Genomic DNA, 24,750 nt, shown 5'->3' on the forward strand with positions numbered 1-24,750 from the left:
CCGAAGGCCGTTTTCTGTTGGCTGCAACCGTTAACCGCCCAGGTACGCCTCGCGCACTTTTGGGTCGGTCAGCAAGGCTTCACCGCTGCCTTGCATCACCACGCGGCCGTTTTCCAGCACGTAGGCCCGGTCGGCGATCTTCAGGGCCTGGTTGGCGTTCTGCTCCACCAGGAACACCGTCACGCCATCCTTGCGCAGCTGTTCGATGATGTCGAAGATCTGCTGGATGATGATCGGCGCCAACCCCAGGGACGGCTCGTCGAGCAGCAGCAGCTTGGGCTTGCTCATCAGCGCACGGCCGATGGCGAGCATTTGCTGTTCGCCGCCGGACATGGTGCCGCCGCGTTGGGTAAAACGCTCTTTCAGGCGTGGGAAAAGGTGCAGGACCTTGTCCATCTGTTCCTGATAGTCGCCCTTGTCGGTGAAGAACCCGCCCATGGCGAGGTTTTCTTCCACGGTCAGTCGGGCAAACACCCGACGACCTTCCGGCACCACCGCGATGCTCTTGCGCATGATCTGCGAGGAGTCCTGGCCCACCAGTTCCTCGCCCATGTAGCGGATGCTGCCGCTGCGGGCCTGGGGCGAACCGCAGAGGGTCATCAGCAGCGTGGACTTGCCGGCGCCGTTGGCACCGATCAGCGTCACGATTTCGCCCTGTCGGACGTCGACGTTGACACTGTGCAGGGCCTGGATCTTGCCGTAGAAGGTGGAAACGTTTTCGAACTGCAGCATTTACGCTTCCCCCAGGTAGGCTTTGATCACTTCAGGATTGTCGCGGATCTGGTCCGGCGTGCCGTCGGCCAGGGGCGTGCCCTGGTTGATCACCACGATGTGGTCGGAAATGCTCATGACCAGTTTCATGTCGTGCTCGATCAGCAGCACCGTGACGTTGTGCTCCTCGCGCAGCACGCTGATCAGTGCCTTCAGGTCTTCGGTTTCCTTGGGGTTCAGGCCGGCGGCCGGTTCGTCGAGCATGAGGATCCGCGGACGGGTCATCATGCAGCGGGCGATTTCCAGGCGCCGTTGCTGACCGTAGGCCAGGGTGCCGGCGGTCCGGTTGGCGAACTCCTTGAGGTTGACCTTCTCCAGCCAGTACTCGGCGTATTCCATGGCCTCGCGTTCGCTCTTGCGGAACGACGGGGTCTTGAACAGGCCGGCAAAGAAGTTGGTGTTCAGGTGACGGTGCTGGGCGATCAGCAGGTTCTCGATCGCCGTCATGTCCTTGAACAACCGCACGTTCTGGAAGGTGCGCACCACGCCCTTGAGGGCGATCTTGTGCCCCGGCAGGCCCTGGATCGGCTCGCCGTCCAGCAGGATGCTACCGCCGGTTGGCTGGTAGAAGCCGGTCAGGCAATTGAACACCGTGGTCTTGCCCGCGCCGTTCGGCCCGATCAAGGCAACCACCTGTTTCTCTTTCACGGTCAGGGCCACGCCATTGACCGCCAGCAAGCCGCCGAAGCGCATGCTCAAATTTTCAACCTTGAGGATCTCGCGGCTCATTTGCGCAGCTCCATGTGAGGGCGTTGCATAGGCAGCAGACCTTGGGGACGCCAGATCATCATCAGCACCATCAGGGCGCCGAACATCAACATGCGGTATTCGCTGAATTCACGCATCATTTCAGGCAACAGGATCATCACCACGGCGGCCAGGATCACCCCCAACTGCGAGCCCATCCCGCCCAGCACCACGATGGCGAGGATGATCGCCGACTCGATGAAGGTGAAGGACTCCGGCGTCACCAGGCCCTGGCGGGCGGCGAAGAAGCTGCCGGCGAAACCGGCGAAGGCGGCGCCCAGGGTGAAGGCCGAGAGCTTGATCACGGTCGGGTTGAGCCCCAGCGCGCGGCAGGCGATCTCGTCTTCGCGCAGCGCTTCCCACGCACGGCCGATCGGCATGCGCAGCAGGCGGTTGATCACGAACAGCGCGGCCAGGGCCAGCAACAGGGCAACGAGGTAGAGGAAGATGACCTTGTTGATCGAGTTGTATTCCAGGCCGAAGTATTCGTGGAACGTCTGCAGGCCTTCGGCGGCCTTGCGCTCGAAGGTCAGGCCGAAGAACGTCGGCTTCTCGATGTTGCTGATGCCGTTCGGACCACCGGTGATGTCGGTCAGGTTGCGCAGGAACAGACGGATGATCTCGCCGAAGCCCAGGGTCACGATGGCCAGGTAGTCACCCCGCAGGCGCAGCACGGGGAAGCCCAGCAGGAAACCGAAGGTGGCGGCCATCATCCCGGCGATCGGCAGGCAGATCCAGAAGCTCAGGCCGAAGTAATGGGACAGCAGCGCATAGCTGTAGGCCCCGACGGCGTAGAAGCCCACGTAGCCCAGGTCCAGCAGGCCGGCCAGGCCCACCACGATGTTCAGGCCGAGGCCGAGCATCACGTAGATCAGGATCAACGTGGCGATGTCCACCGCGCCGCGCGAACCGAAGAACGGCCACACCAGCGCGCCGACGATCAGGGCCAGGATGATCCAACGCTGGGTGGTCGGCAGGGTCAGGAAGTGGCTGGCCTTGGCCGGGATCACCGGCAGGCCGGGCGAGGACTTCCAGGCCGCGCTGATCTGGGTGCTGAACAGCACGCGCAGGAACATCAACAGCGAGCACGCGGCGATGGTCATCAGGATGGCCGGGCTGGTGCCGTGCACTTCCAGGTTGATGCCGACGATGGTCAGTTTGAGACCGAGTACCGGGTAGGCCACGGCCCAGACCAGCAGGGCGCTGAAAAGCGCCGATTTGAGATGCCTAGTCATACTTTTTCAACCTCCGGACGGCCCAGGATGCCGGTCGGCCGGAATAACAGGACCAGAACCAACAAGCCGAACGCCACGACGTCCTTGTACTGGTCGCCGAAGATATCGGCGCCAAAGGCTTCCGCTACGCCCAGCACCAACCCGCCGAGCATGGCGCCGGGGATGCTGCCGATACCACCCAGCACCGCGGCGGTGAAGGCCTTGAGGCCGACGAGGAAACCGGCGTTGGGGTTGATCACGCCGTATTGCATGCTCAACAGCACCGCGGCGACGGCCGCCAGGGCCGCACCGATGACGAAGGTCAGGGCGATGATGTTGTTGGTGTTGATGCCCAGCAGGTTGGCCATCTTGATGTCTTCGGCACAGGCGCGGCAGGCGCGGCCCAGGCGGGAGCGGGAGATGAACAGCGTGAGGCCGAGCATGGCGAGCAGGGTCACCACGAACACCACGATTTGCATGTACGAAATCAGCACTTCATGTGCGCCACCTGGCCCGATGGCGAAGTTGCCCGGAATCAGGTTGGGAATGGATTTGTCCTTGGAGTCTTGCGAAAGCAGAACCGTGTTCTGCAGGAAGATCGACATGCCGATGGCGGAAATCAGCGGGATCAGACGGTTGCTGCCGCGCAAGGGGCGGTAGGCGATCCGTTCGATGCTGTAGCCATAGGAACTGGTGACCACGATGCTCGCGATGAAAGCCGCGGTCATCAACAGCGGGACACTGTCGAGTCCCATCATGCTCAGCCCGGCGATGGCGATGAACGCCACGTAGGAGCCGATCATGTACACCTCGCCGTGGGCGAAGTTGATCATTCCAATGATGCCGTAGACCATCGTATAGCCGATGGCGATCAGGGCATACGTGCTGCCAACGGTCAGGCCGTTAACCAGCTGCTGGAAGAAGTGATAGATGTCAGGCATTACAGCGCTCCTAAAAACCTGATACGCATTTCACTGGTGGAGTCATTTTCCCGCCCGGCCCCGTGGATCTGCATCCACTTCGAGCACGAGGTTGGCCAGCGAACCGCTGATGACGGTTTTGAGATTTTCAGGTGGGGAGACTGGCGGATCACGCCAGCGCGGCCCAATACATTCAAAACAAAGCCCACGGCACGCCGTGGGCTTTATTGGCAGTCAGTCAGGCCAGGCCTTACTGAGGCGAAACTTCGGTTTTAGGTTTGCCGAAGTGCCACTCGTAGACCACGAACTTGAAGTCCTTCAGGTCGCCCTTGGCGTCGAAGCTCAGGTCGCCGGTTGGGGTCTTGAAGGTGCCGGCGTGGATGGCTTCGGCCACTTTGGTCGGGTCTTCGCTCTTGGTTTCGGTGATGGCCTGGGCAATCACCTGGACGGCGGAGTAGGACGGGAACACGAACGGACCGCTCGGGTCTTCCTTCTTGGCCTTGAAGGCGTCAGCCAGGGCGATGTTGGCCGGATCCTGGTCGAAGGACTTCGGCAGGGTCACCAGCAGGCCTTCGGAGGATTCCTTGGCGATCTGCGAGATGGAGTCGTTGCCCACGCCTTCCGGGCCCATGAACTTGGCCTTCAGGCCCTTTTCCTCGGACTGACGCAGGATCAGGCCCAGTTCCGGGTGGTAGCCGCCGTAGTAGACGAAGTCGACGTTGGCTTGCTTGAGCTTGGCGATCATCGAGGAGAAGTCTTTGTCGCCGGCGTTCACGCCTTCGAAGACGGCCACTTTCACGCCTTTCTTCTCGAGGGTCGATTTCACCGCGCTGGCGATGCCTTCACCGTACTGCTGCTTGTCGTGCAGGACCGCAACGACCTTCGGCTTGACGTGGTCGGCGATGTAGTTGCCGGCCGCCGGGCCCTGGGCGCTGTCCAGGCCGATGGTGCGGAAGATCATCTTGTAGCCGCGAGCGGTGATGTCCGGGCTGGTGGCCGCCGGGGTGATCATGATCACGCCTTCGTCTTCGTAGATGTCCGAAGCCGGCTGGGTGGAGCTGGAGCACAGGTGGCCGACCACGAACTTGACGCCGTCGTTGACGACCTTGTTCGCAACGGCAACCGCTTGTTTTGGATCGCAGGCATCATCGTATTCAACGGCGACGAGTTGCTTGCCGTTCACGCCGCCCTTGGCGTTGATTTGCTCGATGGCCATCTTGGAGCCACTGAACTGCATGTCGCCGTATTGGGCTACAGGGCCGGTTTTCGGGCCGGCGATGCCGATCTTGATGGTGTCTGCGGCGAACGAATGGCTGGCCACCCCGGCCAGAACCATAGCGGCAAACAGTTTGGAAATCTGCTTAGTAGCCTTAGTCATAGTGCTCCACTCATGCTGTTGTAGTTTTTATAGTCCTGGCGCCGTAGCAGCAGAACCGGGTCAGATATCTTGGATATCCTCGCGGAAAATGCCCCCGGCAACTGTACCGGTACAGTGTAGAGCGCCGATTGTTGGCAAGGGAAGCTGGCGCTTGGGGGCAAATCCTGAGGGTGTCGCTTTATTGAAAGAAAAAGACAGAATAGCGGCGGGGTTTCTCCGGTCAAATCGGCATTCCCTGGCACCTGCTGCACTTTTCAATCGGCCCTCCAATTACTACCGGGTTTTTCTGCCGGACCACCGACGTTATCATTCGCGCCGATTTCTTTTCCGGACAGGCCCATGAACCAAGAACCTAGCACCCTCTATGCCAAGCTGCTCGGTGAAACCGCATCCATCACCTGGAAGGAGCTGGAACCGTTCTTCGCCAAGGGTGCCCTATTATGGGTCGACCCGGCACTGGATTTGATCGCCGCCGCCGAAGCCGTGGCACAGGACGAAGGCGAGAAAGTCTTCGCCTGGTTGGCCGGCGAGCAGCTCGCGAAACTGTCTGAAACGCGGGCGCTGGATTTTCTGGAGCGTGATCCGCAGCTCTGGGCGGTGGTGGTTTCGCCTTGGATCCTGATCCAGGAAAGGGCGTCGAAGTGATCGATGCACCAACTTGGGTCGCTGCGCGCGCGGTACAAAAGTGTGTAGGTGAGTAGCGTGATGGCATCCTGCCGTGGTGAAACGCCACAGGGCAGGGTGACGTATACGTCACGGGAACAGTTTATTGAGCAGCCTTAGGGCTGCTTAATTGTTTCTGGATGTTGTTCATGCGCAGGATTCAGGACCGCTATCGCGAGCAAGCTCGCTCCCACAGTGGGTCTGTGTACACAAAACCCTGTGGGAGCGAGCTTGCTCGCGATTGGAGGCAACACGGTGCTGCGCCGGACTCAGTAAGTCCTGCCTGTATGGTTGTTAAGGGAAATAACCTTGGTCTTGCCAATGCGATGACGGTAGATCTCGCGCAGGTACTTGATGGCCTTCTTCACGCAGTCGCGGGACAGGCGGATGTCATTGATCGAGACGAACTTCTCTTTGTCGTTGATCAGTTCGCGGTACTTCTTCTCGTACATCGGCTTGATGGCGTACCAGTTGGTGTCGAGGATCTTCGCTGGGTTCTCGAACTCGTTGAGCAGGTCGTCGATGCGTTCTTCGTCGAAGTCTTCGTTGATGATGAAGTCCAGGATCGAGTTGTCCAGGGTGTCGTCGAAGCGGTACGGCGTGCGGGCGAAGCAGCGCTTGATGAACGCCACGATCAGGGTCAGGAAGTCATCCGACAGGCACGGGCTCTTGGCGATCAGGGTGGTCAGCGACAGGTTGGCCGAGGCGCCAATCACCAGTGCGTAACGCTTGAGTGTGGTGTTGGGGAACAGGCTGTTGAGGTGGGTCTTGAGCCGGTTCAGGTCCATGTAGGACAGCTTGTAGTCCTTGGGCAAGGACACGATCGACACCACCGACGAGCAGTTCTTGAAGAAATGCAGGTCATGCAGGGCCGCGGCGTCGTAGCCGGAGTTCTTGTACTGCTCCAGCGACGCCCGGTAGCGCTTGGATTCGATCGGCAACAGGCTGATGCCTTCGATGGCCTGGGTGACCTTGTTGAAGTGCGGCAGGTCGATGGAGCGGAAGAACAGGTCGTCGATGTTCAGGCGTGGCGGCTCTTTCTCGAACACCTTGAACTTGTCACCGCTCGGCGCCGGGGTTTCCGGGACCACCGATTCGGCGTAGGCAATGGCCACCGGGCCGGCCAGGCTCATGAACAGGTCGTTGGCGTCCAGGCGAATGGTTTCGCCGATGTCGATGCCGGCCCGACGGAAATAGTTCTGGTCGTAATCGGTGGTGACCGCCTGGGCGGTCAGGATGTTGAAAATCTGCTGGGAGATGTACTGGTTGGCGTGTTTCTCCATGGCGTTGACATCGATGTTCTGGATGTTGCCGTCGTCGCTTTCCTCGGCATAACGCATGATGTCGTTGGAGATCAGCATCATCGCGTTCCATGGGCGGATCCGGCCCATGACGCTGGCTTCGCTGCTGTCTTCATTGGCGAAGTTGTATGAAAAATCCCATTCTTCCGAGAGGTATTTGCACAGCAGCCGCCCGGCGTTGATGTGCAGCGCCTCGGACATTTCACTGCGGTGGTCGGAAATGTTCGGCAGCACGCAGATGCCGCTGGTGAAGATCGGCTCGAAGACGAAGGAGTGGCCGCTCTTGCTGTCGTGTTCGTCCATCGGCTTGGTGTCGAACGTCTTGTTCATGTACGAGTACTGCTGGGCCAGGCCGAACTCCGAGGCCATGCCCGAACCGGTGCCGCCGCCGGCACTGAAGATCGAGAAATATAGGCGCGATTGGTTAGCCTTGATGCCGCAGCTGTCGATCAGGTACGAGTGGATCATTTTCCAGTCGGGGCTGGAGAAACGCTGGGTGTCCTTGTTCAGGATGATCTTGGCCAGGTACTGGCCCAGGATCGGCGCGTTACCGGCGCCGCCGGCGTGGACCTCCGACAAGTCCATGATTTTCATCTTGCTGTAGTCGCGCAAAAAGCCGCTCTTTTCGCCCTTGCGTGAGAAGCGGATGCGCCCGGCGATGTCCTTGTCCAGGTCGCCGAGCATGACCAGCGGTTCCACCAGGAACACCGGCTTGCTGGCCTTGCCGGTGCCCAGGCGCAGGTTGTGACGGATCCACTGCGCGGGGCTGTAGCCCTTGTCGTAGTGTTTGTCTTCGGCGTTGAACTCGTTGAGGTAGAACTTGCGCGCGTTGTAGACCAGCTCCGCCACGTCCAGGGCGATGTTGGAGCCGCAGCGGCCCAGGCCGATCAGGCACACCGACGGGAATTCCTGCTGGTTGCGGTCGTATTCGTCATCCACCAGGTGCGGTGGGCGCGGGAACACGGTGTCGCGCAGGCCGTCGAGGTTGTCGAGGATGCGGTCGGTATTGGTCTCGGTGAAGTACAGGTACTGCTGGGTCGACAAGGGGCGTGAGGCGCTCGACACCGTCGACGTTTCAAAGCCGTTGGCGGCCGGGCCCAGGGTCAGATCGGATACCGCAGTGGCTGTTTTTTTGGAAGTCATTGTGCGCCGTACGCCTGAACTGGTGGGTTGGACGACCGCTGTCATCGAACCATAGCGGATGAAAGAAGCTTCATGATGGATCGGCCATCGGGACATGATCTTTAATCGAGAACCGGCAAAATGATGGCAATTGTTACGGTATGTTGACCGCCATCAAGAAAGGCCTTGGCCGCCATGGTCGGGTATCAGCCTGGCGAATGATCGCAGACATCCCGCACGCCGCTGTCTAGATTGCAAATTCAGGGCTCGGATGCTCGCCGTTGCCCAAAAACAATAAGAGACGGACCCATGCAGAACTCGACCCAAGCGGCGAATGCCTGGCGCATTCTGTTCCTGCTGTTCCTCGCCAATCTGTTCAACTTCTTCGACCGCACCATCCCGGCGATCATCATCGAGCCGATCCGCATGGAGTGGAGCCTCAGCGACTTCCAGATCGGCATCATCGGCACCGCCTTCACCATCGTCTACGCCATTGCCGGGCTGCCGCTGGGGCGCATGGCCGACACCGGCTCGCGCAGCAAACTGATGGGCTGGGGCCTGGCCACCTGGAGTGCGCTTACGGCGGTCAATGGCCTGGTGGGCAGTTTCTGGGCATTCCTGGTGGTGCGCATGGGCATCGGCATCGGCGAGGCCAGTTACGCGCCGGCGGCCAACTCGCTGATCGGCGACCTGTTCCCGGCCCATCGCCGGGCGCGAGCCATGGGCATCTTCATGCTCGGCCTGCCGATCGGGTTGCTGCTGGCCTTCTTCACCATCGGCGCGATGGTCAAGGCGTTCGACAGCTGGCGCGCGCCGTTCTTCATCGCGGCCGTGCCGGGGCTGGTGCTGGCGGTGTTCATGTTCTTCATCAAGGAACCCAAGCGCGGCGCGGCGGAAACCGTGCAGGTGTCCCAGGACAAGATCGACCGGCCGATCCGCCGGGTCCTGGCCATTCCGACGTTCCTGTGGCTGGTGCTGGCGGGGCTGTGCTTCAACTTCGCCACCTACGCCTGCAACTCCTTCCTGGTGCCGATGCTGCAACGCTATTTCCAGTTGTCGCTGCCTGATGCGGCGGTGGCCACCGGGATCATGGTCGGTGTGACGGGGCTGTTCGGGCTGACCCTGGGCGGCTGGGTCGCCGACAAGATCCATCAGCGGGTGGCCAGTGGTCGCCTGCTGTTCGCGGCGTTCAGCCTGGTCATCTCGACGGTCACCACCGCCTGGGCCTTGCACGCCGGGCGGATCGAAATCGGTGTGTTCGTCGCGGTGTTCAGTGTCGGTTGGCTGTTTGCCTATAACTTCTACACCTGCGTGTACACGGCGATCCAGGACGTGGTCGAGCCGCGCTTGCGGGCCACGGCGATGGCGCTGTTCTTTGCCGGGTTGTACCTGCTCGGTGGCGGGCTGGGGCCGGTGGTGGTGGGTGGGCTATCGGACTACTTCGCCCGCACCGCCATGGCGGCGGCCGGCGCCCCGCAGATGACCGAGGCCTTCAAGGCCATCGGCTTGCACGACGCGATGTACCTGATTCCGGTGGCCCTGTTCATGACCATGGTGTTCCTGTTCCTGGCCTCGCGCTGTTTCGTGCGCGATGCCAAGCGGATGAAGGATGGCATGAGTGCGGTGGTGGAGCCGGGGATCGTGGCCGCGACGGCCTAGTAGATTCAGGTGCGGTCTTTTGTGGCGAGGGGATTTATCCCCTCGCCACAGGGTTATGGTTAGCGAACCTTGTCATCCCGCCCACGCAACAAATGGTTCGGCATCGCGGCGGCGGCCGCCAAACCCAGCAGCGACACCGCCGCGCTGATCAGCAACAGGTGCCGGAACGTCGCCTGCAGTTCCTGGCGCAGGGCGTCCTGTGCCTCACCCGGCGCGGCGTTCAGGCCGTCCAGCAGCACGTTGCCGGAGTGCCCTTCGCCGATCAGCGAGGTCCCGGCGAATTGGGCGAAGCTGGAGTCCTGCAGCAAGGCCAGCAGCAACGCCGACATCAAGGCCACGCCCACCGCCCCGCCAAGGGAGCGGAACAGGTTGGTGGTGCTGGTGGCGACCCCGATGTCCTGTTGCTGCACCGAGTTCTGCGAGCCCACCAGGGACGTGGGAAATTGCATCCCCGAGGCGATGCCGCTGAGCAGCATGAACAGGCTGCTCAGCCAAAAGGCGCCGGGGGGCGTGAAGGCCATGCCGAGGATGGCAAAGGGGAAGAGCAGGGCGCCGCTTAAGATCATCGGTTTGTAGCGCCCTGTCACCGAGGTCCGGCGCCCGGCGCAATAGGCGCCGATCGGCAGCCCCATGGCCAGGGGCAACAGGTGCAGCGCCGCGCTGTCGGCCCCGGCGCCGGTCACGCTCTGGAAGCGCAGCGGCACCAACACCGTCAGGGAAATTGCCTGGAAGCTGGTGAAGAACACCGTGCACCAGCACAGCACCGCGCTGCGGTTGGCAAACAGGTGCATCGGCAGCAGCGGTTCCCGGGCCCGGCGCTCGTGCCAGACGAAAATCCCCAGGCCCACCACCGCGCAACCGAGCAAGCCCAGCACGTCGCGGCTGTACCAGGCGTAACCCTGGCCGATCTGGGTAATGCCCAGCAGCAGGGCCGTCAGGCCGATGATCAGCAACACCGTGCCAAGGTAGTCGATGATCGGCGTGCGCTGCGGCACCGGCAGCCCGACCAGGGTGCGCCGGGCCACCCACCAGGCCGCCAGGCCCAGCGGCAGGTTGATCAGGAACACCCAGCGCCACGACAGGTATTCGGTCATGTAGCCGCCCAGCACCGGCCCGGCCACGCTGGCCACGGCGTACATGCTGCTGAAGTAACCCTGGTAGCGGCCGCGCTCGCGGGGCGGGATGATGTCGCCGATGATCGCCTGGCTCACGGAGATCATGCCGCCGGCGCCGATGCCTTGGACAATCCGCGCCAGCACCAATTGCTCCATGTCCTGGGCCAGGCCGCAGAACAGCGAAGCCAGGGTGAACAGGCCCATGCCGAACAGCATCAGCGGCCGTCGCCCGTAGAGGTCGCCGAGCTTGCCGTAGATCGGCACCGCCACGGTCATGGCGACCATGTAGCCGGAGATCACCCAGGCCAGCAGGCTGACGTCCTTGAATTGCGCAGAGATGGCCGGCATCGACACGGCGACGATGGTCTGGTCCAGGGCGCTGAGGAAAATCGCCAGCATCAGCGCGACCAGGATGCTGCGGATGGCCGGCTTCTGGGCTTGCGGGGTGTTGAGCTGGGTCACGGCAAAACCTGCGGGCGTCACGCCGGTAGGGCGAAGGGACGGAGTCCGCAGTTTATGTCGATAGCCGGCTATTCGATAGCCTCATAAGGAAGTCCGACGTAATTTTCCGCGATGGTTTTTCGACCGGCCTCGGAGTCGACGAAATACTCCAGTTCCGCTTCGCTGATGCGCTGGTTGAAGGCGTCATCGTCGAAACGGTGCAGCATCGAGGTCATCCACCAGGAGAACCGTTCGGCTTTCCAGATCCGGCGCAGGCAGATGGCGGAATAGCGTTCGAGCAAGTCCACGCGGCCGTCGCGATAGACCTTGAGCAGGATGTTGAACAGTGTGCTGACGTCGCTGGCCGCCAGGTTCAGGCCCTTGGCCCCGGTGGGTGGGACGATGTGCGCGGCATCGCCCACCAGGAACAGGCGGCCGTACTGCATGGGTTCGACAACGAAGCTGCGCAGCGGCGCGATGCTTTTCTCGATGGACGGGCCGGTCACCAGGGCCTCGGCCAGGTCGGCGGGAAGACGGTTCTTCAGTTCGGCCCAGAAGCGCGCGTCCGGCCAGTCGGCCAGTGGTTCTTCAGCCGGCACTTGCAGGTAGTAACGGCTGCGGGTCTTGGAACGCATGCTGCACAGGGCGAAACCGTGGGGGTGGCGGGCGTAGACCAGTTCGTCGTGCACCGGCGGGGTGTCGGCCAGCACGCCGAGCCAGCCGAACGGGTAGACCCGCTCGAACACCTTCAGTGTGTCCGCCGGGATCGACTGTCGCGCCACGCCATGGAAGCCGTCGCAGCCCGCCACGTAGTCGCAGTCCAGGCGCCAGGTTTGCCCGTCGCACTCGAACGTCACGTAGGGCTGGTCGGTCTGCAGGTCGTGGGGCTGGGCGTTGCCGGTCTGATAGAACGTCCGGGCGCCGGCGGCTTCGCGGGCGGCCATCAGGTCGCGGGTCACTTCGGTCTGGCCGTAGATCATGACGTTTTTGCCGCCGGTCAGCGCCTTGAGATCGATGTGCACCCGACGCTCGTTGAGCGCCAGCTCGAAACCGTCGTGGGGCAGGCCTTCGGCGTCCATGCGCTGACTGACGCCGGCCTGGCGGAGCAGGTCGACCATGCCTTGTTCCAGCACACCGGCGCGGATGCGGCCCAGTACGTAGTCCGGGGCCTGGCGTTCGACAATGACGGTGTCGATGCCGGCGTTGTGCAACAACTGGCCGAGCAGCAGGCCAGAGGGGCCGGCACCGATAATCGCAACTTGGGTCTTGAGGGTTTTCATTGTTGTTATGACTCGCACGAAGTACGCGGCCAGGGTCCGCGTTAATTGTTATGGACCTGAGTGCCTGCATTTTTCGCTTGCGGAGCTGTCAGTTGAAGGGGAAAACTGAGCCGATACCTGTTCTTTCTGCCAATTGGTGCGATTATCGCCCGCAACCCCAGGCCCGGATCCGCGTTATGAAAAAACCTGAGCTGCCTTCGATCCCGGTGTTCAAGCTCTATGGCGAGAGCCAGGATTGGCCGACACCGGACCTGCTGCACTGTGAAACCATTTCCAAGCGCAGCAGCGAGCATCAATGGGAAATCAAGCCCCACCGGCATGCTGACCTGTGCCAGTTGCTGTTTGTGTTCAAGGGGTGGGCGGAGCTGGAAATCGAAGGCCAACGCACGCAATTCGACGAGCCGACGGTGCAGATCCTGCCGCCGTTGTCGGTGCATGGGTTCCGGTTTTCCGAGGATGTGGACGGCTACGTGGTGACCCTGGCGGCGCCACTGGTGACGCATCTGCAATCGCAGCTGGGGCATTCGGTCAACGTGCTGGCCCAGGCCGAAAGCTACCCGGCCGGTGAGAACGCCGATTACCTGAACAGCCTGTTCAGTGCCTTGCAGAGCGAGTACATGGGCCACCAACCGGCCCGGGAAATGCTGATGCACGCGCTGGTCAGCGTGATCATGGTCTGGGTCAGCCGCCAGGTCATGCAGCGCCGCACCCAGACCCAGCGCCCGCAACGGGCGCGGGAATACCTCAACGGGTTCATCCAGTTGGTGGAGGAAACCTATCGCCAGCACGTCAAGGTCGAAGACCTGGCCCATCGCCTGGGCATATCGGTGTCGCACCTCAACGGCACCTGCCGCGAGCTGGCGGGTCAGCCGGCGTTGCAGATCATGCATGAGCGGCAGTTGCTGGAAGCCAAGCGACTGCTGACCTACACCGGCATGACGATCTACGAGATTTCCGAGATGCTCGGGTTTTCCGATCCGACCAACTTCACCCGTCTGTTCCGCCGCCGCGTCGGTATCTCGCCCAAGGCGTTCCGCGACCGGCTCAAGACCGATCAGCAGGACGACTGAAACGCCTCAGCGCAGGGCGTTCAGGGAGCCGTTATGGGGGATGCAGCGTTCCAGGTTGCAGCTGGCGAATTCGCGGGGCAGTTGCCTGGCCTGTTCCACCCGGTAGGCTGCCGTGCCATACAGCGCAAGCGTGGCGGCGCAGGTGACGAATATGACGAAGCGTCTTCTTGTTTTGATGTTCATGGCGATGACCTCTGAACGAATACCCGGGGGTACTGTTTCAAGCATAGGTCAGCGCGGGTGAGTTGCCAGTGGGGCGGGCGTGGCAACTGTCCGGACATTCAGAACACTGATACCGCCAATGTGGGAGCGGGCTTGCTCGCGAAAGCGGTGTGTCAGCCGACATCATCGTTGACTGATACGACGCTTTCGCGAGCAAGCCCGCTCCCACCGGGTGATGGGGGGCGGGTGGATCAGGTTACGCCAGGTGTTCCGGCTTCATCGGGTCTCCCGGTTTCACATCCAGTTGCTTTCGCACGTCTTCGAACATGTCGTCGTAGTACTTGTGCAAGGAGCCGATGTTGGCGCTCTTGGGCAGGCCGTGTTTCTGCGCGATGTGTGTGGCGGGACGGGCGAAGTCGAAGGCCTGGTCCTTGGCCAGGAAAAACGTCTCGTCCACGGGCTTGTCCTCTATCGTGCCGTGCAGCCGGAACGACATGCCCTGGCCTTCCGTGGGGTCCTGGGCAAGCTCGTAGTCGATGCACAGATCGTAGCTGTGGTCATCCTTGTTCAGCGCGTGGCGCTCCATGTGCAGGTGACCGGGTCGGAACAGGGCCATGAGCGACTCTCCTGGAAAAAGGCGTAGAAGTAAGGCAGACCCCGGATCTGCCCCGGGAGTTTCCGATTACCGATAAGTGATGCCGGTTGTCGCGGTGCTGATGCGAGTACCGGCGGTGCCTTGGACGATAGCATCGATGTCCGAAAGCGACCCGATCACCGCGACCTTGCCGGTATTGCGCGCAAATTCGCAGGCGGCCTGCACCTTGGGGCCCATGGATCCGACGGCGAAGTCGAGTGTTTCCAGGGCGTCGGGGTGGGCGCTGGCGATGGCCTTGCAGGTCGGCTTGCCGAAATCGATGAAGGCGGCGTTGACGTCGGTGGCGATCACCAGCAGATCGCTCTCCAGTTGTTCGGCCAGCAGCGCCGAGCACAGGTCCTTGTCGATGACCGCTTCAACGCCCTGCAGCTTGCCATCGGCGTCGTACATCGTCGGGATGCCGCCACCGCCGGCGCAGATCACGATACTGCCCTTTTCCAGCAGCCACTTGATCGGACGGATTTCAAAGATGCGCTTGGGCCTGGGGCTGGCGACCACCCGACGAAACCTGTCGCCGTCCGGGGCGATGGCCCAGCCTTTTTCAGCGGCCAGTGCCTGCGCCTCCTGCTGGCTGTAGACCGGGCCGATGGGCTTGGTGGGGTGTTGGAAGGCCGGGTCGTCGGCGTCCACTTCCACTTGGGTCAGCAGCGTGGCGAAGGGGACGTCGGCGTCCAGCAGGTTGCCCAGCTCCTGCTCGATGATGTAGCCGATCATGCCTTCGGTCTCGGCACCCAACACGTCCAGCGGGTACGGGGTGACCGAGGGGTAGGCGGCCGCTTGCAACGACAGCAGGCCGACCTGCGGTCCATTGCCGTGGGCGATCACCAGTTGGTTGCCGGGGTGGATCCTGGCGATCTGTTCAGTCGCGGTGCGGATGTTGCCGCGTTGGTTGTCGGCGGTCATGGGTTCCCCCCGACGCAGGAGGGCGTTACCGCCCAGGGCAACGACGATTCGCATGGTGCTGTCCTTTACAAAAAGTGGAACGAACAACGCAAGGGCCCCTTGTGGGAGCGGGTTTGCTCGCCAAAGCGATGTCACAGACAACATGGATGTTGGCTGACAGGCCGCCTTCACGAGCAAGCCCGCCCACAGGGCCTTACAGGTCTGCCAGCGTCGACACCAAAATGGCCTTGATGGTGTGCATGCGGTTTTCCGCTTGCTCGAAGGCGATGCATGCCGGCGATTCGAACACGTCGTCGGTGACTTCGATGCCGTTGGCCAGGTGCGGGTACTGCTCGGCGATCTGTTTGCCGATCTTGGTGTCGCTGTTATGGAACGCCGGCAGGCAATGCATGAAGCGGGTGCGCGGGTTGCCGGTGGCTTTCATCAGGTCGGCGTTGACCTGGTAAGGCAGCAACAGTTCGATTCGCTCGGCCCAGGCTTCGACCGGCTCGCCCATGGAGACCCAGACATCGGTGTGGATGAAGTCCACGCCCTTGACCGCCGCCTTCGGGTCCGCGGTAAGGGTGATGCGCGCGCCGCTTTCCTCGGCGTACTGATGGCAGCGCTGCACCAGGTCGTCGTGGGGCCACAGGGCCTTGGGCGCGCAGATGCGCACGTCCATGCCCAGTTTGGCGCCGATCAGCAACAACGAGTTGCCCATGTTGTTACGGGCATCGCCCAGGTACGCATAGCTGATCTCATGGATCGGTTTGTCGGCGTGCTCACGCATGGTTAGCACATCGGCAATCATCTGCGTCGGGTGGTATTCATCGGTCAGGCCGTTGAACACCGGCACGCCGGCGAACTTCGCCAGTTCCTCGACGATCTCCTGCTTGAAGCCACGGTACTCGATGGCGTCGTACATGCGCCCGAGCACCCGGGCGGTGTCCTTCATGCTCTCCTTGTGGCCGATCTGCGAGGAGTTGGGGTCGATGTAGGTGACATAGGCGCCCTGGTCGTAGGCCGCCACTTCGAACGCGCAACGGGTGCGCGTCGACGTTTTCTCGAAGATCAGCGCGATGTTGTTGCCCTTGAGGTGCTGCTGCTCGGTGCCGGTGTACTTGGCTCGCTTGAGGTCCCGGGACAGGTCCAGCAAGTAACGCAGTTCACGGGGTGTGTGGTGCTCGAGGCTGAGCAGGTTACGGTTGTGGGTGTTGAACGCCATGGTGCATCTCCTTGGGTTTCAGCGGGCCCTGGCACGTATTCGGTCAGCCAGGGCGCGGGCACGAAGGTCAGTAGTCGATCGGGTCGCGAATGATCGGGCAGGTCATGCAATGGCCGCCGCCGCGACCTCGGCCCAGCTCGCTGGCGCTGATGGTGATGACTTCCACCCCGGTCTTGCGCAGCAGCGTGTTGGTGTAGGTGTTGCGGTCGTAGCCGATCACCACGCCCGGTTCCAGGGCCACCACGTTGTTGCCGTCGTCCCACTGTTCGCGTTCGGCGGCAAAGCTGTTGCCGCCGGTTTCCACCACGCGCAGGGCCGGGAGCTTGAGGGCGGCCGCCACCGTGTCGAGGAAACTGCCTTGCTCGCGGCGCACGTCGATGCCGCCGGGTTTGCTCTCGTCGGGGCGCAGGGAGAAGGCCACGATCTGGCTCACCACCTCTGGGAAAACGGTCACCAGGTCGCGGTCGCAGAAACTGAACACAGTGTCCAGGTGCATGGCGGCCCGGGACTTCGGCAAGCCGGCGACGATGACCCGTTCCACGGCCTTGTGCTTGAACAGGTTCAGCGCCAGTTGGCCAATGGCCTGGCGGGATGAGCGTTCGCCCATGCCGATCAGTACCACGCCGTTGCCAATCGGCATCACGTCACCGCCTTCGAGGGTGGCGCTGCCATGGTCCTGGTCGGGGTCGCCGTACCAGACCTGGAAGTCGGCGTGGGTGAACGCGGGATGGAACTTGTAAATGGCGCTGGCCAGCAGGGTTTCCTGGCGACGCGCCGGCCAGTACATCGGGTTCAGGGTCACGCCGCCGTAGATCCAGCAGGTGGTGTCGCGTGTGAACTGGGTGTTGGGCAGCGGCGGCAGGATGAAGCTGGAGTGCCCGAGGAAATCACGAAACATCTGCAGGGTCTTGCCGCCGAAGCTGTCGGGCAAGTCATCGGCCGAGACGCCGCCGATGAGGTATTCGGCGATCCGGCGCGGTTCCAGGCTGCGCAACCACGAACCGACTTCATTCACCAGACCCAGGCCCACCGAGTTGGCGGTGATCTTGCGTTGCAGGATCCAGTCCAGGGCTTCGGGAATGGCGACGACGTCGGTCAGCAGGTTGTGCATTTCCAGCACATCGATGCCCCGCTCGCGCATCTTGGTGACGAAGTCGAAATGGTCGCGCTTGGCCTGGTTGACCCACAGCACGTCATCGAACAGCAGTTCATCGCAGTTGTTCGGAGTCAGCCGCTGATGGGCCAGGCCTGGGGAACACACCATGACTTTGCGCAATCTCCCGGCTTCGGAATGAACGCCGTACTGCATTTTTTCCGTGGTCATTACACATCCTCCCATTAAAACGTTCAGCGATCACAAGGTCAGAAAGCCGGCGTAAAGCCCGTAGGCCGCCACCAGGGCGCCTGCGACCACAGCGGTGAAAATCAGCTTCTCGACCGCGGTGAAAACCGCTTGGCCGACTTCGTGCCTGGCCTTGGCGAACAGCACCGCGCCCGGGGCGTAGAGCAAGGCGGAAAGCAGCAGGTACTTGATGCCGCCGGCGTACAGCAGCCACACCGCGTAGACCAGGGCGACGGCGGCGATGAACAGGTCCTTGCGGCGCTCGGCGAGGGCGTTCTGATAGGTCTCGCCGCGCACCGCCAGCAGCAGCGCATAGGCCACCGACCACAGGTAGGGCACCAGGATCATCGAGGTGGCGAGGTAGATCAGCGACAGGTAGGTACTGGCCGAGAACAGGGTGACGACCAGAAACAGCTGGACCATGGCGTTGGTCAGCCACAGGGCATTGGCCGGTACGTGGTTGGCATTCTCGCGCCGCAGGAAGGCCGGCATGGTGTGGTCCTTGGCGGCGGCGAACAGGATCTCGGCGCACAGCAGCACCCAGGACAACAGGGCACCGAGCAGCGAAATGATCAGGCCGACGCTGATCAGCACCGCGCCCCAGTGGCCCACGACGTGCTCCAGCACCGCCGCCATGGACGGGTTCTGCAGCTTCGCCAGCTCCGGCTGGGTCATGATCCCCAGGGACAGCACGTTCACCAGGACCAGGAACAGCAGTACGGTGATGAAGCCGATCACCGTGGCTTTGCCCACGTCCGAGCGTCGTTCGGCGCGGGCGGAAAAAATGCTCGCCCCTTCGATGCCGATGAACACCCACACGGTGACCAGCATCATGCTGCGCACCTGGTTCATCACGCTGCCCAGTTGCGGGTTCTTCGCGCCCCAGATGTCGCTGGTGAAAATGTCGAGCCTGAAGGCGAAGACGGCGATCAGCACGAACAAGGCCAGCGGCACGACCTTGGCAACCGTGGTGACCAGGTTGATGAAGGCGGCCTCCTTGATGCCGCGCAGCACCAGAAAATGCACGGCCCACAGCAGCACCGACGCGCCGACCACCGCGGCAACCGTGTTGCCCTCACCAAACATCGGGAAGAAGTAACCCAAGGTGCTGAACAGCAAGACGAAGTAGCCGACGTTGCCCAGCCAGGCGCTGATCCAGTAGCCCCAGGCCGATGAGAAACCCATGTAGTCGCCGAACCCGGCCTTGGCGTAGGCGTATACGCCGCCGTCCAGGTCGGGCTTGCGGTTGGCCAGGGTCTGGAACACGAAGGCGAGGGTCAGCATGCCCACCGCGGTGATCGCCCAGCCAATCAGGACGGCGCCGACGTCGGCACTGGCGGCCATGTTCTGGGGCAAGGAAAAAATCCCCCCGCCGATCATCGAGCCCACTACCAGCGCGACCAACGCACCCAAACGAAGTTTTCCGGGGGTATCAGACATTGCATGACTCCGAGGCAGCCGAGGAGAGTCACAGCGTATGTCGATTCAACGCGTCGATAGCTGACCCAGGTCAGGGGGCGAGGCTGCTTACCATTGCGCTCGATGGGCGCCGAGGTTCGTCGCCGCGAGCGTCCACTGCCAGGGCGTGCCGGTGATCTTCAGCGGCACCTGCAACCGTTGCGCCGGTCCCCATGGCGTCTGCTCGACCAGCATGCCCAGGTCGTCTGCGTCCTCGGGCCGTAGCGCGGCCGAGTCCCCCGCGCCGCGCTCGATCAGCAGTTTGGCGGTCCGCGCCAGAGACAGGCGTGCCGAGCCGCCTTGTCCGTTTGCCAGGCGCCGGGCCAACAGCACCACGGCGCTGGCAGCCATCAGGTAGCCCGTGCCATGGTCCAGTGCCTGGACGGGCAGCGGCGTCGGGGTGTCGGCCTGTTTCCAGGCCATGCCGGCCGCGGCGATGCCAGTGCTCATCTGCACCAGGCTGTCGAAGCCGCGCCGGTTCTGCCACGGGCCGCTCCAACCGTAGGCGTTGAGGCTGACATCGATCAGGCCCGGGGCGATCCTGTGCCGTTGCTCGGCGCCGTAGCCGAGGCGTTCGAGGGCGTCGGCGCGGTAGCCGTGGAGCAGGATGTCGGTGTTTTCAAGCAAGGCTTCGAACACCGCGCGGTCGTCGGGCTGGTGCAGGTCCAGACGCGCGCAGCGTTTGCCCAGGGTGACCTCCGGCACGACGCCGGGCTCGTCCCAGGTCGCAGGGTCGATGCGCAAGACATCGGCGCCGAGGCCGGCGAGGAAGCGGCTGGCCACGGGACCGGCCAGCACCCGGGTCAGGTCCAGCACCTTGAGGCCGGCCAGTGGCTGGGACACGGAACCCGGCCAGGGCCTGGGGGACACACCGCTGGTGTGGGCGAACTGCACCAGCGGCTCGGCGTTCACTGCCAGGCCTTGGGGATGCGCTTGCCAGGCCGGCCACGAACGCATCTCGGCGGCGCAGCCACCGGCGTCGACGACGGCCTGTTCGAGTTCGGTCTTGCTCCAGCGGGCTACCTGGGCGGCCATGGCGGCGCGATCAGCGCAGGGCCCGAGGACTTTTTCCGCTGCCTGTCGATGATGCGGCGCATTGGTGTGCAGGCGGATCCAGCCGTCGGCCGTGGCATAGTCGCCAGCCACCGGGTCCCACATTGGCGGCACGCTCCAGCCGGTGGGGCGCAGGGACGTGGAAAACCAGAAGGAGGCCAGGCGACGGTCGACTTCAAGCGGCGGCAGGCGTCCGGTTTGCCGGTGGATGAGTTCGGCGATGGCCTGGCCGGCTGCGGCGAGGCTGGCGCTGGCCAGTTCGGTGACCGCGAATGCCGAAGGCAGGGCGCCTTCGCCCGTGAAGGCGATGGGCGTCGTGGGCAAGCCGAGGGAAGCTTGGACGGTTGTGAGCAGGTCAGTCATCGTGGGCCCTCCGGAATGAGAGGACGAGCATAGATCAAATGGGTTTATTCGGGGGGCAGGGCTGTCGAGGGGCGCGCTTGCGCCCTCGCCACCGGGCGCGACCAGATCCACAGGTTGCCCAGGCCCATGCCGACGAGGGCCAGGTAGACCGGCCAGCCGTGGTCGAGCATCACCAGCATCAAGCCGGCGCAGAGCAGCATGCTGGCCGTGGCGGCGACCTTGGCCCGGCGCGGGATGACCTTGCCGTTGCGCCAGTTGTGCAACATCGGCCCGAACAGCCGGTGCTGCTCCAACCAGGCGCTCAGGCGCGGCGAACTGCGGGTCGCGGCCCAGGCAGCGAGCAGGATGAATTCGGTCGTCGGCAGGCCGGGCACGACGATGGCGATCAGGCCGATGGCCAGGCTGGTGTAGGCGAGCAGGCCGAAGAGCAGTTGGGCGAGTCTTGAAGGGCGGTTCATAACTTTCTTTCAGGCATACACTTTCCCAGATAGACGGCGTGAGTCAGGCCGGTTCAGTGGCGTAAGCCTGCTCCAGCAACACCGTAAACCGATTGAACGCATTCAGCGCGCCTTTATCCGCCTCGGCTTCCTGCTCTGGGGTGAAGACCAGGTTGTAGAGGGTGCGGGTGAAGGTTTTCCAGCCTTCGGCCCGCCCGCCGGCCGGTTCGGCCAGGTGCCGGGCGCCGAAGGTTTCGCTCAGGCCCAGGCCCACGGCGCGCTTGATCAGGAAGGCGGCGCCGAGCTTGGAGCCTTCGGAGACGAACAGCCAGCCGAGGGCCTCGGCCTGGGTCGGTTTGTGCACCGCGCCGGCCACCGGCGCCGGTACTTCGGTGGCCAGGTCCGCCAGGTCGGCCCGCGCGGCCTCGGCCCGGCAGCGGTCGGGCAGGTCGGGGATCAGGCGGGCCAACGCGGCATCGTTGTACAAAGCCACCAGTTCCGACTGGAACAGGTATTGGGCGACGACGAAGCGGGCATAGCTGGCCGTGGTTTCGAACGGTGCGTGCGCCTTGACCAGGGCGTCGAGCCTGGCGTGGGGTTCGTGGGTGATCTGGTTGAGGCGCTGGGCGCGGGAAGTGGGGCGTTGGGTGTTCATGAGTAGGCCTTCCTGTTAAACGGGTCGCTGTGGTGGCGAGGGAGCTTGCTCCCGCTCGGTCGCGCAGCGACCGTGAAATTGCGGGGCCGCTGCGCAGCCCAGCGGGAGCAAGCTCCCTCGCCACAAGGGTGAATCCATGCCGCAGTGATCGAATCAGATATCCCAGATCAGGTTCACCGCGAAATTGCGTCCGGGCGCGGTCAGGCGGTCGAGGTTAGCGGGGCTCAATACCGCCGCTTCGCCGACGCTGTCGTAGCCGCGTACGTCATCCCATAGCCAGTATTTCTTGTCGGTGAGGTTGTAGAGGCCGCCGCTGACGGTGATGTCCTGGGTCACTTTGTAGAAACCGCTCAGGTCGAGGAGGCCGAAACCCGGGGTCTTGAACTGGCTGCTCACGCCATCGGGCGAGTTGAAGTTGCTGTCGTCGACACGGTCTTTTTTCTTGACCAGGGTCCAACTGAGCAAGGTGCCGTAGTGGTCCTGCTCATAGCCGAGGCCGAACACGCCGGTCAGTGGATTGACGCTGTTGAGCGGCTGGCCGGTGTCGTTGTTGCGACCGTAGGCATACGCCACCGAGCCCTGGGTATACAGGCCCTTCGGCGCGCCCAGGACATCCAGGTCCAGGCGTCCCTTGATCTCCGCGCCCTTGATCGTGGCGTGCTTGATGTTGTTGCTCTGGAAGGTCAACTGGTCGGCGCCGGGGGTGATGGCGTCTTCGTTGATGAAGTCGCGGTACTTGTTGTAGAACACCGCCACGTCGAACGAGCCTGAGTCGAAGCGGCCACGCAGGCCGGTCTCGTAGCTCTGGCTTTTTTCCGGCTCCAGGTTGGGGTTGGGCTCCACGCTGTAGCCAACGCCCGCGTTGTCGAAGCGACCGTACAAGGCCTTGGCGGTTGGGGTGCGGAAACCTTCGGCGTACTGGCCGTAGCCGGTGTACTGGTCGCTGAAGGCATAGGTCAGGCCGAACTTGGGCGAGACGCGGTGCCAGGTCTTCTCACTGTCGCTGACGGTGCCGGCGCCGGTCGGGTCGGCGGTGTTCAGGAAGGCCTGGGTGACGTGCGGCTTGAGCTGGGTGTAGTCGTAGCGCAGCCCCGGGGTGAAGGTCCACTGGTTCCAACTGATCTGGTCCTGGGCGAACACGCTGTAGGTGTTGATGGTCGGGTCCGGGAAGTCACTGGCCTTGGCCAGTACATCCGCTGCGCTGATGGCGCCCACGGCGGTGCAGCCGCGGCCCACGGCCAGGCACACGCCATTGCCGCTGCGCGAGCCGGTGACCTTCTGTTGCTTGAGCGTGGTGCCGTAGGTCAGGGCGTGGTCGGTGTCGGCGAGGCTGAAGGCCTTGTCCAGTTGCGCGTCGAAGACCCACTGCTTTTCTTCGTAGAGGGTGTCGCGGGTGCGCAGCACCTGGCGGGTGATCGGGAAATAGAACTCCTCGGTGCTCTCGTTCGTCTTGGCGACCTGATGGTTCAGGCTCCACTTCATGTGGTCGGCCAGCAGGCTGTCGAGGGCGAAGCTGTGTTCCAGGCCGAAACGCTCGCGGGTGATGGTGTCGTTGCCGGTGCGCCACTGGTACATGCCGCCCGGCAGCAAAGTGACGGGAATGGCCGGCCCGCCGTTGGAGTAAGGGCCGCCGTAGGCGCTTTTCAGGTCGGTGTCGCGATCGTCCTTGTACTTCTCGTAGACCAGGCCCAGGCGCGCATCATCGTCGTAGTTCCAGCCGAGCTTGGCGAGCACGTTGCTGGCGCGCACGTCTTCCGGGTTGGCGGCGGTGCGGTCCAGACCGGTGCCGTTGTGGCTGCCGTAGGATTCGGTTTCGTGGCCGTCGCGCTGGCTGTAGTGCAACAGGCCGTCGAAGGCTGCGCTGCGCCCGGCGACGGTGGCGGACTTGAGCCAACTGTCGTCGGCGGAGCTGTAGCCGGTCTTCAGGCGCGCGCCGACGTCCTGGCCCGGCTTGATGATGTCGTCCGGGTCCAGGGTGAAGTAGCTGACGGCGCCGCCAATGGCATTGCTGCCATACAGCACCGAGGCCGGGCCGCGGAGGATTTCCACGCGCTTGACGATTTCCGGGTCGAGGTAGTTGCGCTGGGTCTTGGCGTAGGGACCGTTGAAGAAACCGTCGGGTATGGCCACGCCGTCGACCTGGGTCAGGATCCGGTTGCCGTCGATGCCGCGGATGTTGTAGCCGCTGATGCCGCCGCGCTGGCCGGCACCGCCCACCGAAACGCCCGGCTCGTAGCGCGCCAGGTCCTTGATGGTGTTGACGTTGCCGCGATCCAGTGCCTCGCGGTCGTGGACGGTGACGGTGCTCGGCACGCCGGTGATGTCCTGTTCCTGGCGAGTGGCGCTGATGGTCACCTGTGGCAGGTTCATCGCGCTGGCGGTGCTGCGTTTTTCCAGGACGATGCTGTGGTCGCCCAGTTTGCGATAGCTCAGGTTGGTCCCCAGCAACAGTCGCTCCAGGGCTTTTTCCGCGGGCAGCGAGCCGTTCACCCCCGGTGAGGCGACACCGTCGGCCAGTTCCGCCGGCAGGCCGACCTGCCAGCCCGTGACGGCGGTGAAGGCGTTCAGGGCCGAGACCAGTGGTTGCCGGGCGATGGCGAACGTATAGTCGCCCATGTTCCGTGCAGGCGCTTGTGCAGCAGTGGCCGCGAAGGCGGCCGGCACCGTGCCGGCCACCAGGAGGGCGGCGGTCAACAGCGACAGCGTGCAAGAAGGGGCGAGGAACCGGCAAGTAAGGCGAGAGGACATCGATAGCGCTCCGTGTCGCATCTGTTATAGGTGCAGATCCGCATGGCTGGATGCGAATCAATTGCATTGGCTATAACGAGACGAACCAG

The 24,750-nt window shown here is 63.2% G+C and carries 21 protein-coding genes and 1 pseudogene; 3 read left to right on the top strand and 19 right to left on the bottom strand.

What is annotated here, in order from left to right:
• Positions 1–30 precede the first annotated feature (30 nt).
• From V5F23_RS05970 to V5F23_RS05990, 5 genes are all read right to left on the bottom strand, one after another.
• Positions 31–732 carry an ABC transporter ATP-binding protein gene (locus V5F23_RS05970; protein WP_042730095.1) on the bottom strand — a complete coding sequence of 234 codons (702 nt, stop codon included), beginning with the start codon at positions 730–732 and terminating at the stop codon, positions 31–33.
• Positions 733–1,500 carry a high-affinity branched-chain amino acid ABC transporter ATP-binding protein LivG gene (gene livG, locus V5F23_RS05975; protein ID WP_042730094.1) on the bottom strand — a complete coding sequence of 256 codons (768 nt, stop codon included), beginning with the start codon at positions 1,498–1,500 and terminating at the stop codon, positions 733–735.
• A complete protein-coding gene (locus V5F23_RS05980; protein ID WP_042730093.1) occupies positions 1,497–2,753 on the bottom strand; it encodes a high-affinity branched-chain amino acid ABC transporter permease LivM in 1,257 nt (418 codons plus the stop codon). The genes livG and V5F23_RS05980 overlap by 4 nt, the downstream gene beginning before the upstream one ends.
• On the bottom strand, positions 2,750–3,673 hold the full coding sequence (gene livH, locus V5F23_RS05985) for a high-affinity branched-chain amino acid ABC transporter permease LivH (protein WP_042730092.1): 924 nt from the start codon (positions 3,671–3,673) through the stop codon (positions 2,750–2,752). Before livH ends, V5F23_RS05980 begins: the two co-directional genes overlap by 4 nt.
• 229 nt (positions 3,674–3,902) lie before the next feature.
• On the bottom strand, positions 3,903–5,030 hold the full coding sequence (locus V5F23_RS05990; RefSeq protein ID WP_042730091.1) for a branched-chain amino acid ABC transporter substrate-binding protein: 1,128 nt from the start codon (positions 5,028–5,030) through the stop codon (positions 3,903–3,905).
• A gap of 339 nt (positions 5,031–5,369) precedes the next feature.
• Between V5F23_RS05990 and V5F23_RS05995 the strand changes: the two genes are divergently transcribed.
• Positions 5,370–5,675 carry a DUF2288 domain-containing protein gene (locus V5F23_RS05995; RefSeq protein WP_042730090.1) on the top strand — a complete coding sequence of 102 codons (306 nt, stop codon included), beginning with the start codon at positions 5,370–5,372 and terminating at the stop codon, positions 5,673–5,675.
• 287 nt (positions 5,676–5,962) lie between these two features.
• Here the strand turns inward: V5F23_RS05995 and V5F23_RS06000 are convergent, their stop codons facing one another.
• Complete coding sequence (locus V5F23_RS06000) at positions 5,963–8,137, bottom strand: hypothetical protein (protein ID WP_042730089.1); 2,175 nt, start codon at positions 8,135–8,137, stop codon at positions 5,963–5,965.
• Between the two features lie 288 nt (positions 8,138–8,425).
• On the opposite strand from V5F23_RS06000, the gene V5F23_RS06005 reads away from it, so the two are divergent.
• A complete protein-coding gene (locus V5F23_RS06005) occupies positions 8,426–9,775 on the top strand; it encodes an MFS transporter (protein WP_123579557.1) in 1,350 nt (449 codons plus the stop codon).
• Between the two features lie 59 nt (positions 9,776–9,834).
• On the opposite strand, the gene V5F23_RS06010 is transcribed toward V5F23_RS06005, so the two are convergent.
• Positions 9,835–11,352 (bottom strand): MDR family MFS transporter, encoded by a 1,518-nt coding sequence (locus V5F23_RS06010; RefSeq protein ID WP_042731065.1) that lies wholly within the window; start codon positions 11,350–11,352, stop codon positions 9,835–9,837.
• A 68-nt stretch (positions 11,353–11,420) separates the two neighbouring features.
• Positions 11,421–12,611: a 4-hydroxybenzoate 3-monooxygenase gene (pobA, locus tag V5F23_RS06015; RefSeq protein WP_338497763.1), complete on the bottom strand. Its 1,191-nt coding sequence runs from the start codon at positions 12,609–12,611 to the stop codon at positions 11,421–11,423.
• Between the two features lie 176 nt (positions 12,612–12,787).
• Between pobA and V5F23_RS06020 the strand changes: the two genes are divergently transcribed.
• On the top strand, positions 12,788–13,681 hold the full coding sequence (locus V5F23_RS06020) for a helix-turn-helix domain-containing protein (protein ID WP_042731067.1): 894 nt from the start codon (positions 12,788–12,790) through the stop codon (positions 13,679–13,681).
• A gap of 6 nt (positions 13,682–13,687) precedes the next feature.
• Here the strand turns inward: V5F23_RS06020 and V5F23_RS06025 are convergent, their stop codons facing one another.
• The 11 genes and pseudogenes from V5F23_RS06025 to V5F23_RS06075 form a co-directional block, all read right to left on the bottom strand.
• Positions 13,688–13,864 (bottom strand): hypothetical protein, encoded by a 177-nt coding sequence (locus V5F23_RS06025; protein ID WP_172679727.1) that lies wholly within the window; start codon positions 13,862–13,864, stop codon positions 13,688–13,690.
• A gap of 121 nt (positions 13,865–13,985) precedes the next feature.
• A pseudogene (locus tag V5F23_RS06030) lies at positions 13,986–14,072 on the bottom strand (metal ABC transporter ATP-binding protein); the annotation flags it as partial.
• A 27-nt stretch (positions 14,073–14,099) separates the two neighbouring features.
• The gene (locus V5F23_RS06035; protein WP_042731068.1) at positions 14,100–14,459 is read right to left on the bottom strand and encodes a DUF5064 family protein; all 360 of its coding nucleotides are present in this window, start codon (positions 14,457–14,459) and stop codon (positions 14,100–14,102) included.
• A gap of 66 nt (positions 14,460–14,525) precedes the next feature.
• Positions 14,526–15,455, bottom strand: a complete 930-nt coding sequence (arcC, locus tag V5F23_RS06040; RefSeq protein WP_042731069.1) for a carbamate kinase — start codon at positions 15,453–15,455, stop codon at positions 14,526–14,528.
• Between the two features lie 139 nt (positions 15,456–15,594).
• A complete protein-coding gene (locus V5F23_RS06045) occupies positions 15,595–16,605 on the bottom strand; it encodes an ornithine carbamoyltransferase (RefSeq protein WP_338497766.1) in 1,011 nt (336 codons plus the stop codon).
• A 67-nt stretch (positions 16,606–16,672) separates the two neighbouring features.
• Positions 16,673–17,929 (bottom strand): arginine deiminase, encoded by a 1,257-nt coding sequence (gene arcA, locus V5F23_RS06050; protein ID WP_338497768.1) that lies wholly within the window; start codon positions 17,927–17,929, stop codon positions 16,673–16,675.
• A gap of 30 nt (positions 17,930–17,959) precedes the next feature.
• On the bottom strand, positions 17,960–19,387 hold the full coding sequence (gene arcD, locus V5F23_RS06055; protein ID WP_123579555.1) for an arginine-ornithine antiporter: 1,428 nt from the start codon (positions 19,385–19,387) through the stop codon (positions 17,960–17,962).
• 87 nt (positions 19,388–19,474) lie between these two features.
• Positions 19,475–20,821 carry a CoA transferase gene (locus V5F23_RS06060; RefSeq protein ID WP_338497769.1) on the bottom strand — a complete coding sequence of 449 codons (1,347 nt, stop codon included), beginning with the start codon at positions 20,819–20,821 and terminating at the stop codon, positions 19,475–19,477.
• Positions 20,822–20,865: 44 nt separating this feature from the next.
• Complete coding sequence (locus V5F23_RS06065) at positions 20,866–21,279, bottom strand: YbaN family protein (RefSeq protein ID WP_042731074.1); 414 nt, start codon at positions 21,277–21,279, stop codon at positions 20,866–20,868.
• Positions 21,280–21,322: 43 nt separating this feature from the next.
• Complete coding sequence (locus V5F23_RS06070; protein WP_338497770.1) at positions 21,323–21,913, bottom strand: biliverdin-producing heme oxygenase; 591 nt, start codon at positions 21,911–21,913, stop codon at positions 21,323–21,325.
• A 153-nt stretch (positions 21,914–22,066) separates the two neighbouring features.
• Entirely contained in the window at positions 22,067–24,661 is a 2,595-nt protein-coding gene (locus V5F23_RS06075; protein WP_042730795.1) for a TonB-dependent receptor, read from the bottom strand.
• Positions 24,662–24,750 lie beyond the last annotated feature (89 nt).

It is taken from the genome of Pseudomonas sp. WP18 (genome assembly GCF_036689585.1).
GTDB classification, from domain to species: domain Bacteria; phylum Pseudomonadota; class Gammaproteobacteria; order Pseudomonadales; family Pseudomonadaceae; genus Aquipseudomonas; species Aquipseudomonas chlororaphis_E.

Excerpts from the sequence above, each read along its gene's own strand:
- V5F23_RS05970 (WP_042730095.1), bottom strand. The coding sequence starts at position 732 with ATGCTGCAGTTCGAAAACGTTTCCACCTTCTACGGCAAGATCCAGGCC.
- livG (WP_042730094.1), bottom strand. The coding sequence starts at position 1,500 with ATGAGCCGCGAGATCCTCAAGGTTGAAAATTTGAGCATGCGCTTCGGC.
- V5F23_RS05980 (WP_042730093.1), bottom strand. The coding sequence starts at position 2,753 with ATGACTAGGCATCTCAAATCGGCGCTTTTCAGCGCCCTGCTGGTCTGG.
- livH (WP_042730092.1), bottom strand. The coding sequence starts at position 3,673 with ATGCCTGACATCTATCACTTCTTCCAGCAGCTGGTTAACGGCCTGACC.
- V5F23_RS05990 (WP_042730091.1), bottom strand. The coding sequence starts at position 5,030 with ATGACTAAGGCTACTAAGCAGATTTCCAAACTGTTTGCCGCTATGGTT.
- V5F23_RS05995 (WP_042730090.1), top strand. The coding sequence starts at position 5,370 with ATGAACCAAGAACCTAGCACCCTCTATGCCAAGCTGCTCGGTGAAACC.
- V5F23_RS06000 (WP_042730089.1), bottom strand. The coding sequence starts at position 8,137 with ATGACTTCCAAAAAAACAGCCACTGCGGTATCCGATCTGACCCTGGGC.
- V5F23_RS06005 (WP_123579557.1), top strand. The coding sequence starts at position 8,426 with ATGCAGAACTCGACCCAAGCGGCGAATGCCTGGCGCATTCTGTTCCTG.
- pobA (WP_338497763.1), bottom strand. The coding sequence starts at position 12,611 with ATGAAAACCCTCAAGACCCAAGTTGCGATTATCGGTGCCGGCCCCTCT.
- V5F23_RS06020 (WP_042731067.1), top strand. The coding sequence starts at position 12,788 with ATGAAAAAACCTGAGCTGCCTTCGATCCCGGTGTTCAAGCTCTATGGC.
- V5F23_RS06025 (WP_172679727.1), bottom strand. The coding sequence starts at position 13,864 with ATGAACATCAAAACAAGAAGACGCTTCGTCATATTCGTCACCTGCGCC.
- V5F23_RS06035 (WP_042731068.1), bottom strand. The coding sequence starts at position 14,459 with ATGGCCCTGTTCCGACCCGGTCACCTGCACATGGAGCGCCACGCGCTG.
- arcC (WP_042731069.1), bottom strand. The coding sequence starts at position 15,455 with ATGCGAATCGTCGTTGCCCTGGGCGGTAACGCCCTCCTGCGTCGGGGG.
- V5F23_RS06045 (WP_338497766.1), bottom strand. The coding sequence starts at position 16,605 with ATGGCGTTCAACACCCACAACCGTAACCTGCTCAGCCTCGAGCACCAC.
- arcA (WP_338497768.1), bottom strand. The coding sequence starts at position 17,929 with ATGACCACGGAAAAAATGCAGTACGGCGTTCATTCCGAAGCCGGGAGA.
- arcD (WP_123579555.1), bottom strand. The coding sequence starts at position 19,387 with ATGTCTGATACCCCCGGAAAACTTCGTTTGGGTGCGTTGGTCGCGCTG.
- V5F23_RS06060 (WP_338497769.1), bottom strand. The coding sequence starts at position 20,821 with ATGACTGACCTGCTCACAACCGTCCAAGCTTCCCTCGGCTTGCCCACG.
- V5F23_RS06065 (WP_042731074.1), bottom strand. The coding sequence starts at position 21,279 with ATGAACCGCCCTTCAAGACTCGCCCAACTGCTCTTCGGCCTGCTCGCC.
- V5F23_RS06070 (WP_338497770.1), bottom strand. The coding sequence starts at position 21,913 with ATGAACACCCAACGCCCCACTTCCCGCGCCCAGCGCCTCAACCAGATC.
- V5F23_RS06075 (WP_042730795.1), bottom strand. The coding sequence starts at position 24,661 with ATGTCCTCTCGCCTTACTTGCCGGTTCCTCGCCCCTTCTTGCACGCTG.